This window comes from Pirellulales bacterium, assembly GCA_019636335.1.
GTDB lineage: Bacteria > Planctomycetota > Planctomycetia > Pirellulales > JAEUIK01 > JAHBXR01.
Window position 1 is genome coordinate 197475 of record JAHBXR010000001.1, and the last position, 19877, is coordinate 217351.

13 protein-coding genes are annotated in these 19877 nt (G+C 64.4%); 5 read left to right on the forward strand and 8 right to left on the reverse strand.

What is annotated here, in order from left to right:
- Positions 1 to 7 precede the first annotated feature (7 nt).
- Positions 8 to 1474, reverse strand: coding sequence for a type VI secretion system baseplate subunit TssK (tssK, locus tag KF708_00835; GenBank protein ID MBX3411231.1), 1467 nt, complete (start codon positions 1472 to 1474; stop codon positions 8 to 10).
- Positions 1475 to 1783: 309 nt separating this feature from the next.
- On the opposite strand from tssK, the gene KF708_00840 reads away from it, so the two are divergent.
- On the forward strand, positions 1784 to 6679 hold the full coding sequence (locus KF708_00840; GenBank protein MBX3411232.1) for a hypothetical protein: 4896 nt from the start codon (positions 1784 to 1786) through the stop codon (positions 6677 to 6679).
- Between the two features lie 244 nt (positions 6680 to 6923).
- On the forward strand, positions 6924 to 8426 hold the full coding sequence (locus KF708_00845; GenBank protein MBX3411233.1) for a hypothetical protein: 1503 nt from the start codon (positions 6924 to 6926) through the stop codon (positions 8424 to 8426).
- A 337-nt stretch (positions 8427 to 8763) separates the two neighbouring features.
- On the opposite strand, the gene KF708_00850 is transcribed toward KF708_00845, so the two are convergent.
- The 3 genes from KF708_00850 to KF708_00860 are packed head-to-tail and all read right to left on the reverse strand — an operon-like array spanning position 8764 to position 11395.
- Positions 8764 to 8976 (reverse strand): hypothetical protein, encoded by a 213-nt coding sequence (locus KF708_00850; GenBank protein MBX3411234.1) that lies wholly within the window; start codon positions 8974 to 8976, stop codon positions 8764 to 8766.
- A 49-nt stretch (positions 8977 to 9025) separates the two neighbouring features.
- Positions 9026 to 10027 carry a hypothetical protein gene (locus KF708_00855; protein MBX3411235.1) on the reverse strand — a complete coding sequence of 334 codons (1002 nt, stop codon included), beginning with the start codon at positions 10025 to 10027 and terminating at the stop codon, positions 9026 to 9028.
- A 48-nt stretch (positions 10028 to 10075) separates the two neighbouring features.
- Positions 10076 to 11395: an exo-alpha-sialidase gene (locus KF708_00860; GenBank protein MBX3411236.1), complete on the reverse strand. Its 1320-nt coding sequence runs from the start codon at positions 11393 to 11395 to the stop codon at positions 10076 to 10078.
- A gap of 151 nt (positions 11396 to 11546) precedes the next feature.
- Between KF708_00860 and KF708_00865 the strand changes: the two genes are divergently transcribed.
- From KF708_00865 to KF708_00875, 3 genes are all read left to right on the forward strand, one after another.
- Entirely contained in the window at positions 11547 to 13574 is a 2028-nt protein-coding gene (locus tag KF708_00865; protein ID MBX3411237.1) for a serine/threonine protein kinase, read from the forward strand.
- A complete protein-coding gene (locus KF708_00870; GenBank protein MBX3411238.1) occupies positions 13574 to 13723 on the forward strand; it encodes a hypothetical protein in 150 nt (49 codons plus the stop codon). Before KF708_00865 ends, KF708_00870 begins: the two co-directional genes overlap by 1 nt.
- Positions 13724 to 13841: 118 nt before the next feature.
- Positions 13842 to 16022: an acetylxylan esterase gene (locus KF708_00875; GenBank protein MBX3411239.1), complete on the forward strand. Its 2181-nt coding sequence runs from the start codon at positions 13842 to 13844 to the stop codon at positions 16020 to 16022.
- A gap of 52 nt (positions 16023 to 16074) precedes the next feature.
- On the opposite strand, the gene KF708_00880 is transcribed toward KF708_00875, so the two are convergent.
- From KF708_00880 to KF708_00895, 4 genes are all read right to left on the reverse strand, one after another.
- Complete coding sequence (locus KF708_00880) at positions 16075 to 16302, reverse strand: hypothetical protein (GenBank protein MBX3411240.1); 228 nt, start codon at positions 16300 to 16302, stop codon at positions 16075 to 16077.
- A 508-nt stretch (positions 16303 to 16810) separates the two neighbouring features.
- Positions 16811 to 17917 carry an EF-hand domain-containing protein gene (locus KF708_00885; GenBank protein MBX3411241.1) on the reverse strand — a complete coding sequence of 369 codons (1107 nt, stop codon included), beginning with the start codon at positions 17915 to 17917 and terminating at the stop codon, positions 16811 to 16813.
- A gap of 573 nt (positions 17918 to 18490) precedes the next feature.
- Positions 18491 to 19201, reverse strand: a complete 711-nt coding sequence (locus tag KF708_00890) for a DUF1080 domain-containing protein (protein ID MBX3411242.1) — start codon at positions 19199 to 19201, stop codon at positions 18491 to 18493.
- 181 nt (positions 19202 to 19382) lie between these two features.
- Positions 19383 to 19853, reverse strand: coding sequence for a hypothetical protein (locus KF708_00895; protein MBX3411243.1), 471 nt, complete (start codon positions 19851 to 19853; stop codon positions 19383 to 19385).
- Positions 19854 to 19877 lie beyond the last annotated feature (24 nt).

The window sequence follows — 19877 nt, forward strand, 5'->3', positions numbered from 1 at the left end:
GATTCGTTTACTGTTGGGTCGGAACGGCGAACAAGGCGAATTGCAAGACCGCATGCTTCCCATGCGCGGCCACGATCAGCGTCCGCTGGTCCTGCAATTGATCGCGATTCACGATCAGGATGTCCTTGAGACGCATGGCCAGGGTCTGCGTTTCCTGGACGTCGCGCCAGGCCGCCCCCTGCTTGGCGAGCGAGTAGTAAATCCAGTTCCGCCCCGTCGGCAGCGGACGTGGTGGCCGCTCGACCGGCACCAGCGAGACCCCCTGCGAACGGGTCTTGAACAGGATCTCGACCTTGTTGGCGGCGCCGAGCTTCCAGTCCAACTGGCCCGGCTGGAGCAGCTCGCGGCAGTCTTTCTCGGTCAGATCTCCCTTGGCGACCCCGATGTACCACTGCCAGTCGGAACCGAGCCATTTCTGCTCGAGCGTGACCTGCATGCCCAGGCCGACGCCGACGAAGAACCGCTGCTCGTACTCGTAATCGCGTACGGTGTTGATCAACGCCTCGATTTTTTGCTTCACATCGAGAAAGATCGTGCCCAGGTCGTCGTGGTCGTAGCGCAGCAAGGGGGGCGGCTTGCGTTCCTTGGCAAAGACCGAGAGCTGTCCCACGATGCGGCACAATTCGGTATAGGCCTCGAGCGGATGCACGCCGCGGGCGAAGGCCATCGTGCCCAGCGTGGTGTACGCCGAGTTGAGCTGCGACAGCATGAACAAGCGGTTCAAGTCGCCGGGCTCCTGGCTTTCGAAGGTGATTCCTCGATTGACCACCTGTTCGCCCAGCACCTCGATCTTTTTGCCGATAATGTCGTAGATGGCGCGGACGATATCGCGCCCCAGCGGTGGCCAGGCGTCGATCGCCAGCACGGGCGGAATATATTGCGGGTCGATGCGGGGCGCCGCTTCTTCCTCGCTCGCCCGTTGAATCTGCGCGATGGGAATCAACTCGTAACCGCTCAGATCCTGCGTGGACAAGAGCAGCCGCGCGTTCAGCGCGCGCAATTGGATCTCTTGATCGTTGCCCCCTTGGTTCTCGTCTTGCAGCGAGTGGATCGTCTCGGTGTAGCGGTGCTTGCCTTCGCCCGCCTCGATACCGACATTGACTGCCCCCAGCTTGACCTTGGGAACGGCCAGGTAGACGCGGATCGTGGCCTCTTTGGCAAAGGCATCCGACAAGTCGAGCATGGCCGACTTGAGCTGATCGAGCGGATCTCGCAGATCGGCGCGATCGGGCTCCTGGCCCGATTCGAGCGAGACGAGCGTGCCGTCGCGAAGCCGCGCCTCGCAGACGTTCAGTTGAAAGTGATAGTTGGCGATCGCGTCGGGACTGATCTCGACGTGACGCAGCCCGTAGTTGTACTCGTTGTCCCAGCGTCCCGACGTGGAGAGGGCCTCGTTCCAATGGCGGTCCCAGGCCTGCAAATGGTGCGGCCTGAGAAACATTCCCTCCGACCAATGAACGGGCAGATTCCGCATGCGGGTCCCTCTCTGGAACGAGTCGTGGCGCATCTTGGCACCAAACCGACATGTTACTCTGCGGTGAGGTGGTTTTGCCAGTTCGAGGCTTGTTTCAAGGGCCAGGAAGTGCCGCCATACGCGCGGCGACCCCGGCCGGGGGCGCCGGTTGTTGGATATGTAGGGAACGTACGGCCGGGGCCTTGGCGGAGACCAGGGAGCGGACACGTGTGACGGAGGGTTGCACGTCGAAACTCCCCTCAGTGTAGAATTGCCACCTCGGGGGTGAGGGCGAAAACCTTGCCCGCCTAGCAAGAGGGATCGCTCGACATGGCCAATTCCAACCGTCCTGCCCCGTCGCCCCGTCAACAACGATCCTGGCGGGCCGAAGCCGCGCCCCCCATGACCCCCTTCGCGCGACGCTCGCGCCTGGCGTTCATTGTGCTCGCGGTGTGCCTACTGATCGCGGCGATGATCTACGCACTCTACGTCCCCTACGAGCCGCAGACGCATCTCGTCTATACGACGCTGGTCGAGCACAAGGAGCTCACGGCCCCCCCCTGGGCCAAGACGTTTCTCGCCCCCGAAGAAGTCGACACCCTGAAGAAGCAGACGCACGAGCCCCCCGAGGAGCTCAAGATCGAACAGGCCGAGATCGTCTCCGTGCTGGGGTCTCGCATTCGCGGCCTGGTGCGCGATCCGCAAGATCGACTGCTGACGATGGTGGGTGGGCAAGGGGTCTCACGCGTCGATGCACAAGGTAGCGCGAGCAAGCCTTACTTGCTGTTGGGTACCTTCGATCCCTCGGACCGAGGCGTGGGCTATCTCGCCGTCGAGTCACTATTGGCTGAGGTCAAAAACTGCCAGGCGAGCGTCAAGGTGCTGGTGCTCGACGGGGGCAATATCGTGTGCGATCCGCGCATCGGCATGCTCGCCAACGAATTTCCCCGGCTGGTCGAAGCAGCGGTCCGCGCGACGGGCGATCCTTCGCTGTGGGTGATCCTCTCGAATTGGAACTGGGAGGTCTCGCACCTTTCGTACGAAAAGCAACGCAGCGTCTTCAGCTATTACGTCAGCCAGGGATTGCAGGGAGCGGCCGATCGCTCGCCGGCAGGGAGCGACGGCGAGCGCGTCGTCGATCTGCGCGAACTGTACGATTACGTCTATTACGGTGTTACCAACTGGGTCGAGAAGGCGCATGGCGCGAGCTCATCGCAACATCCCGTGATCCTCCGCGGCAACCAGGGGGTGATTCGCCGGCTGGCCGATGTCGAACCGCTGGCGCTGATCAATTTGCCGCCGGTCGAACCGGCGCCAGCCAGCGAGGAAACGCAGGCCGAAAATTCAGGAACGGCCGCACACCGATCGAACGACAAGCAAAGCGCCGTGGTCTTCTTGGCGGCGGGAATGCCGCTGCTTGTCGCGCAGGCCGAAAGTGCCACGTCCCCCGCGGCTGCGACCTCGGAGACAACACCGCCAGCGGCCCCCGCCGCGGAAAGCCCTCCCGTCTCGGCCGAAGCGCCTGGTTCGGCGACACCCGCGGCCCCGGCTACGCCCTCCTCTGCGACGCCTCCAACTGGCGAGACACCCGGCGCTCCGGCCGCACCAGCAAATTCACCGAGTGCCACGCCAGCGCCGCCGACGTCGGAGAACCCGCCCGCGCCGGCCGCAGAGGCGGCACCAGGTGGGACTGTCACGTCGCCAGCCGCACCGCCGACACCGCGCGATCTAGCGCTGGGCAAGCTGATCGAAGGGTGGACGCTGCGCGATCGTATCGAGCGCGAAGCCCGCGCGAATCGGACGCAGGCGAGCGCGCCGGCCGACTTTGCGCCTCACTTGTGGCGCGAACATCAGGAACGACTGCTCCACTACGAGCGGATGTTCTTGTGTGGCGAAGATGCGGACTACATCGACGAGAAACTGCCCGACAACGTGTTGCTGCTGCGCGACGTGGCCGAGGGAAAGCCGCTCGAGCCGCGGCATCGGCGCTCGCTGGTGGGGCGATTGGCCGAGCAATGGGAGGCCTACCGTCGGCAGCCGGCCCGGCCGAAGTATCGCGAATTCGTCGTGCAGGCCTTGAGCGTGCGCGACGATGCCCTGGCACGCGTGCCCTATTTTCTGCGTTGGTATGCCGTGGCCAGTCTCGTTTCGCCAGGCGATGAGCCCCCGTACGAGACCTTGCGAAGCTGGATCGACAACGTGGCGGCGCTGGCCGAGACGCTCGACGGGCCTCGCCTCGACGCCTCGCGGCGCTACGACGAGACGCAGATCGTCGAGTTGGTCGAGCGCGTCACCTCGGGCGAAGCGCAGCTTCTGGCGGCCGCCCCGCGCCCCGGCGAACGAACCACGATCTCGGCGGTCGAAAGCTATCTTTCGACCCCCTTGCCCCGGGCCACCGAGCGCGCGGCGTTGCTCAAGTGGCTCGAGGCGAACGATCGCGAGCAGTTCTACTTCGACGATCTAGCGAAGGATTTTCCGCGCCGGACCACACGCCTGGACGATCCGATCGGACCGGTCGAAGGGAGCTTCCGCGAGCCCTGGCTCCGCATGCATCGCCTGGCCGAGCTGGAGTTGGCGGCGGCCGAGCTGGTCGATCCCGGGGCCGACCTGTTTCGTAACGATGAAGAGCTGGTCCGCTCGTTGCGCACCTTGCGTACCGAGGTGGAAGCCACGTTGTCGGCCGAGCAGAACGACGCCACGGCTGCGCAAGATGCCGAGTGGAGCTATTGCCGGACGGTCGGCGTGGCGTTAGAGAACTTCTATGCCCAACTGGCCGTGCAGATCGGCAATCTCGAGCGGATCGCGACGCAGCGACGCGAGCAGGAAAATGCTCCGCCAGATCCGCAACTCGTGGCCGGGCTGGAGCGACTCTACCAGTTGCTCGACGCGCGCGATGCCGACCTCCCCATCGTAGGATCGCTGGTGCCTTACCTGGCGGCCAATCCGGACGAACGCATCGAGACCGAGGTGACGTTCGACTTCTCACCCAGCGATCGCTTGATCCTCGACGCGCGGCAGTCGTCGACTCCGCTGCAACTGGTGACGCGCTTGCGCTTGGGGCGCCCCGGCGATGCCTGGGTCACGCTGAATTACGACGCCCAGCTCCTCGAAATCCGCGACCTCGAAGGGACGGCGCTCGTGAATCCCTCGTCGCGCACCTTGGACGATGTTTCGCGCCGGCCGCGTAGCTTTTCATTGAATGGCACTCCACCGCTCGAAAAGGTCATGAGCTTCGATGTCAGCGCGCTGGCCGAAGTGCGTCAACGTCTCGAGCCTGGCACGGTGATACCGCTCAAGGCGGCGCTTTATTACCGCGATTCGGATGGAAGTATTCAGGGGCCGATCGAACGCAGTATCGATGTGCTGCCCGCTCTGCCTGAAGTGGAGCTCGTCGTCGATGGCCCGAAGAACAATCGACCGCGCGCCAACAGCAAAGCGTCGCAGGTGCTACAGCCATTTCCGAACAAGGCGACAAATTACCGACTACAGATATTCAATCGCGGCAGCGAGTCGCAAGAGGTAACGGTCAAGCTGTTCGCCGTTCCCCCCGAATTGGCGCGGCAGATGCCCAAGCGCTGGCCGCTGAGCGACGACGGTCTCGAAGTGCCTGGCGCGGGGCGCCTGAAAGCGCTCGCCACGGGAGTCTGCTCGATTCCGCCCGGTGCCACGGCGCCGGTCAAATTCGACCAGCCGGCGGCTGCCACGACATCCGCCAATGGCGCCGCGCCGGCTCCCGCCTCGCCAGCGTCCAGCGCCAGCGAACCCGAATTGCCGTCGATCGGCGATGGACTCGTCTGCCTGCTCGAAGACAAGCTCGGTCGGCGCTCGGTGGTGAATCTCGAAATCGAGGTCAAACGCCCGGCCGATTTTCTCGACGTCGACGTGGCCTGGGATCGCTCGCGCCCCAGACGCGTACAAGTGCTCGTCCGTCCACGTGGCGGCAACCCCGCGATGATGCCGCCGGGCGAGTGCGACGTGCGTTGGGAGCGGCGCGACGAACCGGTGCCGGGCAAGGCGATGAAGGAGGCCGCCCTGCTCGTTCCGCCCAGTTTTGATCCGGCCGAACTGTTCGCCGATGTTCCCGTGGCGCAATCGGCGCCGGTGCGCGTGCGGCTCGACGTCGATCGTTATCCGCGCGCCTTCGGCTTCGAACTGCCCATCGATCGGGAAGTGAGTATCCCGCTGCGCGATGAGCAGCGCGTGCGCATCAACTGGCCGGACGAAGAGGGTTTCCCGATCAAGGCCCCCACGGCCGAGATTCCCGTGCAGTTTCAGGTGGACGTGCCGGCCGATGCCTTCAAGAAAGAAGACGCCGAGGGAATCGACGATCTGATCGAGATCGGGCTGGTCGATACGACCGATGATCGAACCCCCTTGGGCCCGACGCAGACCTTCCACACCGACCGGCAGGTCACCGCACATCTGGCCGAGACGAAAGAGGATGGCACGCTGACGATCCAATCGAGCGTGCGAGACTTCGAAGTCAGGCTCCCGGCCGAAGGTCGCCGCGATCAGCGCGTGGGCATTCTGGCGACGTTCAAACGCGCGCGGCAACGGATGGCGCAGGACTACCGCGAGATCTTTCTCGATGCCACGCCGCCGCAGGTCGTCTCCGTGGGGCAACGTCCCGCGGGGACCTCGGGCCAGGTGCGCGTCGAAAAAGGGAACGATGCCGAGGTCTTCGCCGTGGTCGACGACGAAGGGGGATTGGAGAAAGTGGAGTTCTTCCTGGTGAAGACGTCGTTCGACGTCGAGGACGATTGGGAAAACGACGAACGGCTCCCCCCCGATTCGGCCGTGCGCGGCATCTTGCGCGACAATCACTGGGAGGCCACCATTCCCACGACCGACGCCAAGGGGGCGAGTTGGCAACTTCTCGTGCGCGCCACCGATCGCGTGGGGCTGCGACACAAGAAGGCCATCCCGGTCGAGATCTTCATGCCCGAGAATCCAGCAGAACCGGGCAAGCCCACCGCCAAGCTGTACGACCTGCGGGCCGTCGTCGTGGGCGATGGTCTCTCCAATATTCGCGTGCGTCTGGAAGAATCGGGGCGGGCCGAACAGCGGCCTCGTGCGAATGAAGAGTTTTCATTCAAGAAATTGCCGGCAGGCGATTACACGCTGACCGTCGAGGCTACCGTGCGGAATATTACCCAACCACCGAAACAGGTGAGTGTTACGCTTCCGCAAGAGCAGCCCCCCGAGCGTATCGATCCGAGCCGCTAGGCGCCGAGTTCTGATGCGCGTGCGTAAGCTGGGGAAAGTTTTCCCCCCTTCCGACTAAGTTTTACGGTAACGACAGCGCCAGTCGATGCCTTATCTAGCATTTGTGCCCACGCGCACAGTCATTGCGCATGGAGCGCCCGCGCGGGTATTGCGCGTGTGTTAGGGATAGTCTCCACCGGAATTGTCGAGCTGCCGCACCTGTTCGTGCGGGGCAGGCGGCCTGTGGTTCATGGAGGTCGGACGCATGGGACGCACGAGACTCGTAGTGTTGCTGGGTGTGGCGGCGTCGTTGACCGTCGCGGCCGAGCACGTGCAAGGGCAGGCGGTGGCCCCGGTCGCCCCGGCGGCTCCGACCACGCTGTGGAACTTCCTGGGCATACCCCAGGGGGTGAACAAGGTCTACGACGCCTCGGTAAACCGCCGCGGCAACTTCCCCGGCCTCGAACGCAAGCCTCCCCTCAAGGGCATCGCCGACCCGGCGAACCTCGAATCGACCAACCCGGCCATCAAGAAGGCCGCCGAGATCAAGCAGCAGGAAGATCTCGCCAAGCAGAAGATCAAGGCGATCAAGTACCTGGCTTCGATCGGCTGCGGTTGCTATCCGGGCGTGAAAGAAGCCCTGATGGCCGCGCTCGACGACTGCACCGAGAAGGTCCGCTACGAGGCGGCCAAGGCGATCGGCGAGGCTGCTTGCAACAACTGTGCTACCTGCAACAAGCAGTGCTGCTGCGACGAGGAACTGTCCCTCAAGCTGGCCGAAGTCGCCTACGAAATGGACGACGAGTGCTGCTATAAGGAGCGGTCGGAACGCGTGCGCGAAGCGGCTCGCCAGGCCCTCATGAACTGCTGCAGCATGAAGGGGGGCCGTGGCGATCAGCCCATCACGGACGGTACCCAGCAGCAACAGATCGAAATTCCGCGTGATACTCCCGAGGTGCCCCGCGAAGGACCGATCGAGTTGCCTCGCGAGCAAGATCCGCTCGATCCGCCGCCGGCTCCCCCCGAGCTTCCGGGCGAGATTCAGCAAGATCCGCGGGCCCTGTTCGGACCGTCGAACGCCCCGATCACCATCATCACCGAAGAACCCGGCGTCGAGCTGGTCGGGCCGACCATCGTGATCGAAGAACGCCCGGGCATGCGTCACCCTGGTACCGTCACGCGTACTCCGCGCCCCACGACCACTCAGCCGGGCACGGTGGCCAGCACGACGCGGCGTCCCAGCTCGCGCCGGACGACACAGCCCACGGCCGAGAGCACGACGGTCGCCACGACTCCGACGAGCACCGGAAACCGCCCCTTGCGATTGGTGCCGATCCAGCCCGATGATCTCGCTTCGCTCCAGCAGGGGCAGCACTTGACGGTTTCGGACCGGGCAAACGATCGCACGGGCAAGGTCTCGCGGGTCGATCTTGCCTCGCACGTCAATGAATTGAGCCAGGTGCTCATCACCGACGTGGCCGCGCAGAAGGAGCAGGCGGGCGTCGCACCGGTGAAGAAGAGCAAGCCGGTGCGCGGCGCCATCGCCCACGTGCGTGCGGAGAAGAACCTCGTCGAGATGACCTTCCAAAACGGTTGGAAACCGGAGGTCGGAAGCTGGGTGCTCGTCTACCACCAGTACCTGCTCGAGCGGGCCTGCCTCGGCGCGCTCGAAGTGGTCGGCACGAACGGCAATCATGTCGTGGCGCGTGCCACGGGCGATGTGAATCTGAAGGATCTCACCAAGGGGGACGAAGTCATCAGTCGCTAAGGGGCGAGCTGCCGGCCCTCGCGTTGCACGTTTTGCCCCGAGCCATCGCTGGTGACCCCGAAGACCAGCGCCGGCGGCGACTCGACGCGGGCCGATCCATCTTTCCCGCGCGACAGACTGCCACCACGCGGACCGCACGACGATATCCCGCTACCGTTCGTGCGGCGCGTTGCGTCCCCCCAGCCAGACCGCGTGAGATCATGCCCAGAGATCTCACGCGGTCTCCTGCCTTTTCTGGGGCAAGAGAATCTGCCCTGCGTCGACACCGCTCAAGCGTTGGCGCGATCTCGCTGCCGATGCGGTCTGGGTTGCAGAGAGGGGCTGGAGCACGAGCAAGTCAGCGGACCTGCGCGGCCTTGCCGTAGAGAAAAATACGCGTGCAGCGATCGCAGCGGTAGGCATTTACCGTGCCGTACATGTCGAAGCGCGCCGTCACGTAGCGTAATTCCATGCCGTCGACCGAGGTGTCTTTGCCGACGCTGTTGCCGAGGCGAATGACCTGCAACGTTCCCTGGCAATCGGGGCAGCAGTCCGGCATTCCTTGCGACATGATGGTTCGAACCTCTGGAGTTCCTGGGGGGCTTTCGCAGGCAGATCGGTCACCAGCTTGGATAGCCCCGCGTGGCAGGCGTGTCAAGCATCTCGGAGTATTGGTTCCAGGCCATCGCGGCGGGAGCAGGACGCGCCAGCAACGGCAATCTCGCCCGGTAGCGGGCCGTGACCATGGCCAGCACGACGATCACCGTTGCCGCCGCCGCGGCCAGCGCCTGCCGGCGACTGCTGTCGCCCAGCGCCACCGTCGCCAGATGGTGCAAGAGACCAATCGCGCCCACGACGGCGACACCAAAGGCGATCGTCGCCCCCAGATCGCCTAAGAGGAGCGCGCCGCTCGAGGCCGCCGGCAGCGTCGTCCACAGCCAGATGCCCACCGGAAACTGCGCCAGTGCCGCGGGGAGCGCCAAGCGTCCGCCCCACGTGGCGATGCGAGACGAGTCTTCACTTCGTGCCGCGCGGCGGGCAAGAGGGCCCGACAGCAGAATGAGATAGGCGCCGGTCACTACGAACGACGCCAGGACATCATGGGCCACATGGGCCAGCACCTGGGGGACTACGATCATCTGGCGAAACTCGATTGGTGCGGCACTCCCGCGCGCATCGGCCGTCACGGTCGAAACGATCGCGAACAGCACGGGAAAGTGATAGGCCAGATTCGTACCGCCGACGAACGCCATCGCGCGGTGCAGCCAACGGCGCGAGGCCAGGCGGTCCCACAAGACCGCATAGGCCGTCAGGCAGGCCAGCGAGAAAAGCCATTCACCGGCCGCGAACCAGTAGCGGCGCGTGGGGACGCGGGCGAGCGATGCGCCATACTCGCTCCCCAGGCTCCACCACAACAGCGCCAGCGAGGCCGCGCCCAGCAACGATCCAACCACCAGGGCCAACGCCGCGTCGCGCGCCAGCCTGCGACCAACGGCGTCGGCCAACGCGTCTCCATGCTTCGTGGCACGCCACTCGAGCCACAAGCAGACAAACGGAGCCGCGATCGCGACGTCAATCGTCAGAAAATGTGCCGTCGAAACCAAAACCTGCAACAGACCCAAGGCAATTCCTTCCGTTGTTCCGTTTTCTCGTCTACCAACGGTGCTCGATCAGGCCGCTGAATCTACCAGGCGGTTGGGAGTTTGCCAGTGGACGCGCGCGAGCAAGGTATCGCCCCGCCAGCCATCGGCCGGGCGACCTTCACCGACCGTGATCCACGATTCGTCCGGCGTGGCGGCGACCGTGTGAAAGTTGCCCATCCGGGCCACGCCCTTCGGATCAGAGCGGGCATCGCCCGACAGCGGCAGCAGAATACGTTCGCTGGCGCGGATCAGGCAGAGCCTTTCGCGGTCCACCTCGGCCACGAAGAGGGGCGCCCGCCAGCGGAACACCTTTTCGTTCGACGCATCTCGCCGCGTGTAGACCAGAAACAGTCCGTCACTGTGCGGCAGCCAGCGTTGTTGCGTCGTCGACATGGCGAGCGGCTCGCCGTCGTCCCAGGTCCAGGGTTTTTGTTCGGTCCAAGCGAGACCATCGTCCGAGGTGGCGACGTGGCCTCGTTCGTCCTCGGCGCGGATCGTCAGGTAATAGCGGCCCTCGAGTCGCGCGAGCGAAGGTTCGAGCAGGCCGCGCTTGAAAGGGTTGGTGAGCGTAGAGCCTGTTTCCCGCACCTCGAGACGCTCGCCGTCAAACGTGCAGCGTACGGTCGTCACCGAGCGTGCTCCCTCGGCTGTGGCGCCAAACGTCAGCGGGACCAGGACCTCACCGTTGGGCAGTTCGAGACGCTGCGCGCAACCGCACGAGTAGATGAAAGCGGCACGCTCGTCGTTCCATTCCAGTCGCGCCGGCGCGGTCCACGTACCATCGGCGCGACGTACGGCATAGACCGGAAACCGGCGCAACTGCGGTCGCGCAAGCACGTTGTCTCGGTAGAAAACGTTGTGGCCCATCACCAGCACCGTGCCCGACGCCACGTGATACTCCGGCACGACATCGCACACGCCTTCCTCATAACCCTGCGTCGCCGCATGGCGGTCGAATCCGGCGATCGGCGTAGGCCGGCTCCAGGCATCCCCGCGGGCGTCGGTTTCGGTCCAATGGACGGGGCCGAACACGTCGGAGCCCGCGATCGACTGCATCGTCATGCCGATCGCGGCACCACCTGACGAGTCCGGTATGCGGCAGGCCCGCGGATGAAACCACGACGTTCCGCCCTGTCGTCCGGCAAAGAGGGTCGTGCGAGTGATCTCGCGAATGAGCGAGTCATCCGGGTCCGCCGCCGGTATTTCATCCGCTAGGGCGAAACGTGGCATCAACAGCAGAGCGGAGAAGGCGCCCGCTCGCTTCAACCAGTCGCGGCGCGTCGCTTGCTGCGTTGCAAACGGGGGACCCAAGGCACGAGAGTGAACGTTATTTCGTCGTTGCGTCATCGGTCGGCGCATCCTGGCGAGCGTGGCACGAATCATCGACACCGTACGGGGGGCTGCCTATGATACTGGAACTCACTGTACCAGGGCCCAGGCCGCCGTGCCCGTGGCAAACCTCGGCGTGCAAGACGTCATGGCTGCAAAAGATCCCGGCATGTCGGCACGCCATTCGGCTGGCGCGGCGCCTTACGGCGGCCGCAAGCTGTGGCTCGTTCCCCTGCTGATCGTCTCGCTCATGCTCGGCGTGGGGGCGTATCTGAATGGCCTCTTCGAGCGGATGTTTCAGAACTCGGTGCAGGCGAATCTGCAATCGATTCTGGCGGCCGAGACGGCGGCGATTCGTCTCTGGCTCGATTCACGGGGAGACTGCGTCGAGATCGCCGCCGCCGACTCGCAGGTCCGTGCCGCGATCGTCGATCTGGCCAGCGTGGCCGAGAAGCCGGGCTCGACGCCCGAGCAGCTCACCAGCGCCCCGGCTCAGAAGGCCCTGCAGCAGGAGCTTCAGCCGATTGTGGAGTTGCGGTTCCAGGGCTTTCTCGTGGTGGATCGGGACAAGCGGGTGCTCGCGGCCGATCGCGGCAGCCAGGCCTTGATCGGCGCGCGCCTCAAGGGGCAGGAAGCGGCCCTCGTCGAACTCGGATTCAAGGACGCCAACGGCAAGGCCGACACCGTCGTCACGCATCCTTTCGCGGGCACGATCATCAAGCCGGTCGATCGCTCGAGCGCCAATCTTACCATGCTTGCCATGACGCCCGTATTGGGCGGGGGACCAGAGAAAACGCCGGTGGCGATCCTGGCGTTGCGAATCGATCCGGCCCGCGAGTTCGATGCCCTCTTGCGAGCAGGACGCCCCGGCAGCACCGGCGAGACTTATGCCTACGATGCGAGTGGAGTGCTGTTGTCCCCCACTCGAGAAATGGGGCCACTCGCCGCGTTGGCGGCCGCCGAGGGGCGCGTCGAGGCCGGCTTCGACGTCACGGGCTACCGCGACCATCGCGGCGCGAACGTCGTGGGGGCATGGGACTGGGTGCATGGCTACGACTTCGGCATCGCCACCGAAATGGATTACACCGAGGCGTACCGTCCCCTGACGATGGTGCGCGGCATCTTCTGGGGGGCGTTTGCGCTGATGAGTCTGGCCGCGGCCTCGATTGTGCCCATCGGTTGGGTGCTCGACCGCCGGGATCTCCGCGCGCAGCGCGCCGTCCTCGAAGCGAGACGGTTGGGGCAATACACGCTGCACGAAAAGATCGGCGAAGGGGGCATGGGGGCCGTCTACAAGGCGCACCATGCCATGCTCCGGCGTCCCACGGCCGTGAAGTTGCTCGATCCCGAGCGTACGAACGACGCCACCATCGCCCGGTTCGAGCGCGAGGTGCGGTTGACCAGCCAGCTCAATCACCCGAACACGATCGCGATCTTCGATTTCGGGCGCACGCCCGAAGGCGTCTTCTATTACGCCATGGAGTATCTCGACGGCGTCGATCTCGAACGCCTGGTCTCGAAGCATGGCCCGCAATGCGAAGGGCGTACGGTCTTCATCTTGAAGCAGATCTGCGCGTCGCTGCGCGAAGCGCACGCCATCGGTTTGATTCACCGCGATATCAAGCCGGCGAACATCATGCTCAACAAGCGCGGCGGCCAGTTCGATGTGGCCAAGGTGCTCGATTTCGGGCTCGTGAAAGCGGCCGGCTCGCAAAATAACTCGGGGGTGACGTTGGCCGGGGCCATTCTGGGCACGGCGAACTACGTCTCGCCCGAAGCGGTCACCGACCCCGACCTGGTCGATTCGCGCAGCGACGTCTACGCCGTGGGGGCCGTGGGGTACTTCCTGCTCACGGGAACGACCGTCTTCCAAGGGGACAACTCGATGGGCATCCTCGTGGCCCATGTGAACAAGCCGGCCGAGCCACCTTCGAAACGCTTGGGTAGACCCGTGTCGACCGAACTCGAGCGGATCATCCTGGCGTGTCTCGAGAAGAGCCCCGCCAAACGTCCGCAGAGCGCCGCCGAGTTGCTCGACGAGTTGGCCGACTGCGCCGTCGATTCCATCTGGACGGTCGAAGACGCGGCAGCCTGGTGGGAGGCGAATCCCGTCCGCTACGGGGGTAGCTCGACCATGCCGCGGACCGACGAGATTCACGTCGCCGAGACGATCATCGAACTGCAAAAGGGGCCGTAATGGCGCGCGGCCCTGGGCATCGCACGAAGGAGGCCGAATGCCTGTGGTTTCCCTTCGGGACCATCCTGGGGGTCTTCACGCTGATCGTCCTGATGCGGCCCGCCGTGAAAGCCCAATTCTTGCAGGCAAGCCGGGATCCCTTCGGCTAAACTGGGCGCGACTTGAGACTGCCCACCTAACGACTTCCTCGATCTCCTCTCTCGGTAAACACTACCTATGCTCTCCCTCCCTCGATGTATCACGCTTGCTGTGGTACTGATTGTCGCTGTGGCGATCTCGGCGAATGCCTCGTCTCGCGCGGTGGCCGGCGGCGCACCGCGCGTCTTCCCGGCAGGAAAGCTGCCCAACGATGCGCGTCTTGGCCCGCTGAAAGATCTCAATGGCTATTTCCCCTTCGCGCCGCCGGCCACGCCCGAGGCCTGGCAAGCCCGCGCCGAGAAGGTGCGCCGCCAGCTTCTCGTTTCGCAGGGGCTTTGGCCGATGCCGGAGCGAACTCCCGCCAACCCGGTGATCCACGGCGAGATCGATCTGGGCGATTACACGGTCGAGAAGGTTTTCTTCGAAAGCTATCCCGGCCACTTCGTGACGGGGAATCTCTATCGTCCCAAAGGGGCGGCGGGCGTAAAGAACGCCGAGGGACGCCGTCCGGCGGTGCTTTCGCCGCACGGCCACTGGTTGAATGGCCGCTTCTACGATCAAGGCGCGAAAGAGATCCGCAAGGCGATCGTCAACGGTGAGGAACGCTTTGAAGATTCCGGTCGCAGTCCGTTGCAGGCGCGTTGCGCGCAACTGGCGCGGATGGGCTGCGTCGTCTTTCACTACGACATGCTCGGTATGGCCGATAGCCGTCAGATCGTTCACAACCCCGGCGTCCGCGAGGCGATGAATACCACCGAGAACTGGGGGTTCTTCAGCCCGCAGGCCGAGTTGCGTTTGCAGAACATGATGGGGCTGCAAACGTACAATTCGATCCGCGCGCTCGACTTTCTGAGCGAGTTGCCCGACGTCGATCCCGCCCGTATCGCGGTCACCGGCGCGAGTGGTGGCGGCACGCAGACGTTCATGCTCGGGGCGCTCGATCCGCGGCCGAAGGTGGCCTTTCCCGCGGTGATGGTCTCCACCGCCATGCAAGGGGGCTGCACCTGCGAGAACGCCTGCGGGTTGCGCGTCGACACCGGCAATGTCGAAATCGCCGCGCTCTTCGCCCCCAAACCATTGGGCATGACCGCCGCCGACGACTGGACGCGCGAGATCGCCACCAAGGGGCTGCCCGAACTGCAAACGCTCTACGAGATGCTGGGCGTGCGCGACCACGTCATGGCGCGTCCCTTGCTGCAGTTCGGCCACAACTACAACTACGTCAGCCGCGCCGTGATGTACTCGTGGCTCAACCAGCACCTGGGGCTCGGGCTCGAAGAGCCGGTTGTCGAGGAAGACTACCAGCGCCTCTCGCGCGAGCAGTTGACGGTCTGGGACGACGAGCATCCACTGCCCCCCACGGGCGATGAATACGAACGTTCCTTGTTGCGTTATCTCACCGAAACGTCGAATCAGCAACTCGCCGCGCTCGAGCCGCGCGACGCTGAGGGGCTCGAGCGGTATCGCGGTGTGGTCGGCGCGGCATTCGACGTCCTCATCGGTCGCGACTTGCCGGCCGCGGGCGAGGTCACGCATGAACTGGCGAGCGAAGAAGACCGCGGCGACTATCTCGAGTTTACCGGCACGATCGACTACGCGAAGGCCGGAGAGTCGCTGCCCGCGCTGATGCTGCAGCCGAAGAAGTGGAATCGCCACGTCGCGATCTGGCTCGACGGCGAGGGGAAGCAGGGGCTGTACGACAGCAGCGGCGAGTTGAGTTCTGCGATCAAGAAGTTGCTCGCCGAGGGGACGGCCATCGTGGGCGCCGACCTGCTCTATCAGGGGGAGTTTCTCGACGAGGGCAAGCCACTCGAACGGCAGCGCATGGTGGGTGATGGCAAACGCCCGAACTACGCGGGCTATACCTTCGGATACAATCCCACGCTGTTCGCCCGGCGCGTGCATGACGTTTTGTCGCTAGTCAGCTTCGCCGCGCATCACGAGACGGCGCCGGCCCGCATCGATCTCGTGGGAGTGAACGGCGCCGGTCCTATCGCTGCCGTGGCGGCGCTCCAGGTGGGCGATAAGCTCGGACGGCTGGCGATCGACACTCGTGGCTTTCGCTTCGCGAGCGCGAACCAGCTCGACGACGTCAATCTGTGGCCGGGTTCCGTGAAATATGGCGATTTGCCAGCGATCTTGGCGCTGATCGCGCCGCGACCAATTTGGGTGGCGGGGGAGCAGGAAAAAGACCTGCCATTGGTACAAGCGGCCTACCAGGCCGCCGCCAGCCGAGAGAATCTGCAAATCGATGCTGCCCCGTCTGCTGAGCGGGGCGAGACCGCCGCGACCTGGCTGCTCAAAGAATAAGGCCGTGAATTTCACGGCCTTAGGGGGAAAACGAGATTCAGTTCGTTCGGCGTTAGCGCAGATTGCGTCCGCGCCCGCCGAGGTTCGTCATGCGCCGGGGGGCCTTGCCGGCCAGGATGCAGCACGCTTCGAGCTCGAGCAGTTGCGCTTCGAGCGACTTGCCGAACTCGGCGAAGGGCTCGACCAGCATGGTGGTCGCCGTCAGGCTCTCGGCGTTCATTTCGGGCGCCGGAGCCGATTCTCGATCGGTCTGATCGTGATGCTTATGCTCGTTCGACATGGTAGTCCGCCTTCCTCTCTGGGGTGCCGATCCGTCGATGGTTCCCACACGATTTGCGGCCATCGGTCCCGCCGCACCTACGCGTACTAGTTACGTGCCTTACTGCTCGAATGTTCAGTCAGCCGATTGTGCGGGTGGCAGCGCGCCACATCAGGTTCTTCGCCGTTTCGGCCTGTTTGTTTCCTACCTTCGCTGCCTCCAGAAGTACGACCAATCAGGCAGCTAGCAGGTTCGCGCCTAGGTATTGCAAGTTCGATGCCGAAACTGGTGCGAGCGATTTTTCGACTCGGCGTGTTTCAGCGAAAGGGCCGTTTTTTGCGGCGTTTCGGCCGTGCCTTCTCCCCATAAGAGCGTGATTCCCTTGAAAATGTAACGCCGCCAAAATGTGCAATTCGGGAGATCAATTGGCGGCCCCATGGGCAAAAAAAAGAACGCCGCCCCTGGCCGCATTCGGTCAAGGACGGCGCCTTTGGGTGAATCAGCTTCCCGGTCGGCGATCGTCTTGGCGTTAGTCGTCGTTCGACTGGCGCTGCTTTCCGTCCTTTTTCTTCGCCTGGGCGGGCTTGCCGGCGTTGTCCGCGGCGCTCGCCGAGGCATCGTCATTTTCGCGCATCCGGCGCTGCAACCGTTCGGCGGCGTTCTTCAACTCGTCGGCATCGAGGGCCCCGTCGCCGTTCGCGTCCATGCGATCGAAACGCTGCCGCATGCGCTCGGGCAGTTCCTCTTTCTGGAGCTTGCCGTCGCCATTCTTGTCGCCGTTCATCAACCGCCGCACGAGTTGCTCGGGATTGCCAGGCGCGTCGGGCCCGCGGTCGCGGCTGAACGTACGCCCCGCGCCGGGGGGTGGCGGCATCAGTTCGTTCCGCGTGAGCCGGCCATCGCCGTTCTTGTCGAGTCGCTGGAGCGCGCTGCTGGCGTTCTCGATTTCCTGAGCCGAAAGCGTCCCGTCACCATCCGCGTCGAGCGCTACGAGCAAAGGTGGCGGCCCAGGAGGACCATCGGAGCCGGGACCAGCACCGGCAGGGCCGGGGCCACCAGCAGGGCCGCGACCACCCGCCTGGCCGAACTCGCGCGCCGCCTCGGCGATCTCGTTCAGGTCCATCGCGTCGTCGTCGTTCTTGTCAAAGCGATCGAGCACCATCTCGAACATCTGTTGGCGCTCTTCCGGCACCTCGTCGAGCTCGATCTTGCCGTCGCCGTTCTTGTCGAATTCGCGCAGCCGCTCGGCAATCTGGCCAAACCGGCCGCCGCCACGGCGCCCTTCTGGTGGCCCATCCGGTCGGTCCCCTCGCTCGCGTCGCGGACGATTCCCCGGCGGACCGTCGGGCCGGTCTCCCCGTCCTGGCCCCCCCGCCTTCAACCCCGCGACAAACTCCTCCTGACTCAGCTTGCCGTCGGCGTTCTGGTCGGCATTGCGCATCAAGCGGTCGAACAGCCGGCGATGCTCCTGGCCTGCTTCGTCGGCGGTGAGCTGGCCATCCTGGTCGGCATCGAGCTTGGCGAACAGGCCGGCGTGGTCGGGGCCGCCACCAGTCGGTTTATCGTCATCGGCCCGAGTGGACGTCCCGAGGAAGAGCGTGGCCGACGAGGCCAACACGGCGATCCAGATACGCATGGCAAGTCTCCCTGTTCACAATGGCAGCCGGGCGCCAGATGGCAGCCCTCCGGCACTGGGAGATCAAACCATGCCCATCGAACGAAGTTCCGGTCAACGTCGGCAGCCAGACTCGAATGCCGTCGCCTGAGTATCCCTCGCTCACGCTCTTGAAAGTGGTGCTTCTTGAACAACACCAGGAAATACTCACCGCGGAGGGTAGCACCGATCATCATGCGGAAAAAGTTCTCCCTCTGAAACGAGGCCCCAGTCGCAAGATGGTCGGTGTCGCGCAGCGACCAGAGGAACGGGCAATGTCTTGATCGAGAACGTTCGACGGGGGGCCTTCCACCCAGCCTCTTGTCGCTGCGCGACACGGACGATTTTCCGAATCGGGCCCAGCACGCTGGCAACGCCGCTCCGGAAAATCGTTCGTGCTACCCCCCACCGCTTGACCGCAACATCAAGGGTTAACGGCGTAGGGTGGCACCCGATCCATGCGCCACTTCAAAACTCACGCCTCGGGTTGGGATAGGGCGCAATCGCAATCCGAAACGTCAGCGAGAGAAGCACTGGGACAGCGCCGCTTCCAAACTATGGCAAATGTCGAATCCGCAAATTCCGGAACTCGACGGGCGAGCCTTCCGATTCGAGGCACAGGTAGCCGTGGTCAGGCGTGCAGCCGTTGCCCCCAGAGACCTCTTCGCCGTTGACCCACAGCCGCACCTCGCCGTTGATCGCGCGGACGTAGTAGTGGTTCCACTGGTCGACGCCACGGGTCAGCTCCTTGGTGGGAAAGCTGCGCGTGCCATCGGGCGAGATGGGCGGGAAGGGCTTCATCTTCGAGCTCCCCACCGAAAAGACGTCGCCGTGCGTGGTAAACCAATCGGCCTTGCGACCACCCTTCTCGTACTGCTCTTTGTAGCCCAGGTCGAGCACCTGCACCTCGATGCCGTGCGGCAGCTTGCCCGGCGCCAGATCCTTGAGCGACGCGGGAGGCGTCCAGACGAAGATGCCCGAGTTGCCCGCTGCCTTGCGATGGCGCCATTCGGCGACCAACTCGAAGTTCTTCACCTCCTCCTTCGAGCGAATCACGCCGACCGGCTCGCCGGTGCAGTAGGCGACGCCATTCTCCCAACGCCACGTGTCGGGCTTGCAGTTTACGTTGACGAAGTCGGCCTCACCGAGCGCGACCCAGCCCGGGCCGGCGCCGTCGATGGTGGCTTTTGGTAGGGAAGGGGAGTCGTCGGCGTAAGTCGTCTGTGCAAGCAGCAACACGAGCAGGAGGGACAGCGAGCGCGACATGGTTGATTCCGTCAGGTGGCAGATGAGTGGTGTGGAGCAGGAACGTGGAAACTAATCGCCCCGGATGGCCGGGGCAAGCATGTGCCCCACAGGGGCAGTCTAAGGTAACCCCGGGCAACGCCCGGGGTACCGGATCGCCACCGAACCCTCAATCGAAAAGCCCTGTAAGGGCGCAATAAACCTACGGCAACTCGCCAAACATCCGCCGCAAACGCCAGTGCCGCCACGCGAAGGCCAATCCGAACGGCAGGGGATAAAGCGGCCCCAGCCATGCGACGCGCGGCCGGTACTCGACGTGGTCCGTGATCGTGCATCCGCCCGGGCATGACTCGACGGTCCGCTCGTGTTGCCACACCGCCTGGGTCAGCATCGGCGAGCGTTCGAGGAACCGTTCCCCCGGCTCGAACTCGACGAGCGTGATCTCGTCATAGTCGATCGGCAGGACCCCGAACAGATAGATCCAGCTACGAAACAGCGGCCGGCCGAGCTTGTCTCCGCTGAGCGTCAGCGTGGCCGCTTCGCGCGGAAAGCTCATCCGCACCAGCGGCCACAGCTCATCATTCACCCCGCGCATGGTGATGGCGTGCGCCCAGACACGCTCGGCCGGCGCCGCCAGATTCGAACGACGGACGATCGTGTAGCTGCGCGTCATACATCAAGGCGACGGAGAGTCACC

Coding starts and splice junctions, on each gene's coding strand:
- tssK (MBX3411231.1), bottom strand. CDS start 1,474: ATGCGGAATCTGCCCGTTCATTGGTCGGAGGGAATGTTTCTCAGGCCG.
- KF708_00840 (MBX3411232.1), top strand. CDS start 1,784: ATGGCCAATTCCAACCGTCCTGCCCCGTCGCCCCGTCAACAACGATCC.
- KF708_00845 (MBX3411233.1), top strand. CDS start 6,924: ATGGGACGCACGAGACTCGTAGTGTTGCTGGGTGTGGCGGCGTCGTTG.
- KF708_00850 (MBX3411234.1), bottom strand. CDS start 8,976: ATGTCGCAAGGAATGCCGGACTGCTGCCCCGATTGCCAGGGAACGTTG.
- KF708_00860 (MBX3411236.1), bottom strand. CDS start 11,395: ATGACGCAACGACGAAATAACGTTCACTCTCGTGCCTTGGGTCCCCCG.
- KF708_00865 (MBX3411237.1), top strand. CDS start 11,547: ATGTCGGCACGCCATTCGGCTGGCGCGGCGCCTTACGGCGGCCGCAAG.
- KF708_00870 (MBX3411238.1), top strand. CDS start 13,574: ATGGCGCGCGGCCCTGGGCATCGCACGAAGGAGGCCGAATGCCTGTGG.
- KF708_00880 (MBX3411240.1), bottom strand. CDS start 16,302: ATGTCGAACGAGCATAAGCATCACGATCAGACCGATCGAGAATCGGCT.
- KF708_00885 (MBX3411241.1), bottom strand. CDS start 17,917: ATGCGTATCTGGATCGCCGTGTTGGCCTCGTCGGCCACGCTCTTCCTC.
- KF708_00890 (MBX3411242.1), bottom strand. CDS start 19,201: ATGTCGCGCTCGCTGTCCCTCCTGCTCGTGTTGCTGCTTGCACAGACG.
- KF708_00895 (MBX3411243.1), bottom strand. CDS start 19,853: ATGACGCGCAGCTACACGATCGTCCGTCGTTCGAATCTGGCGGCGCCG.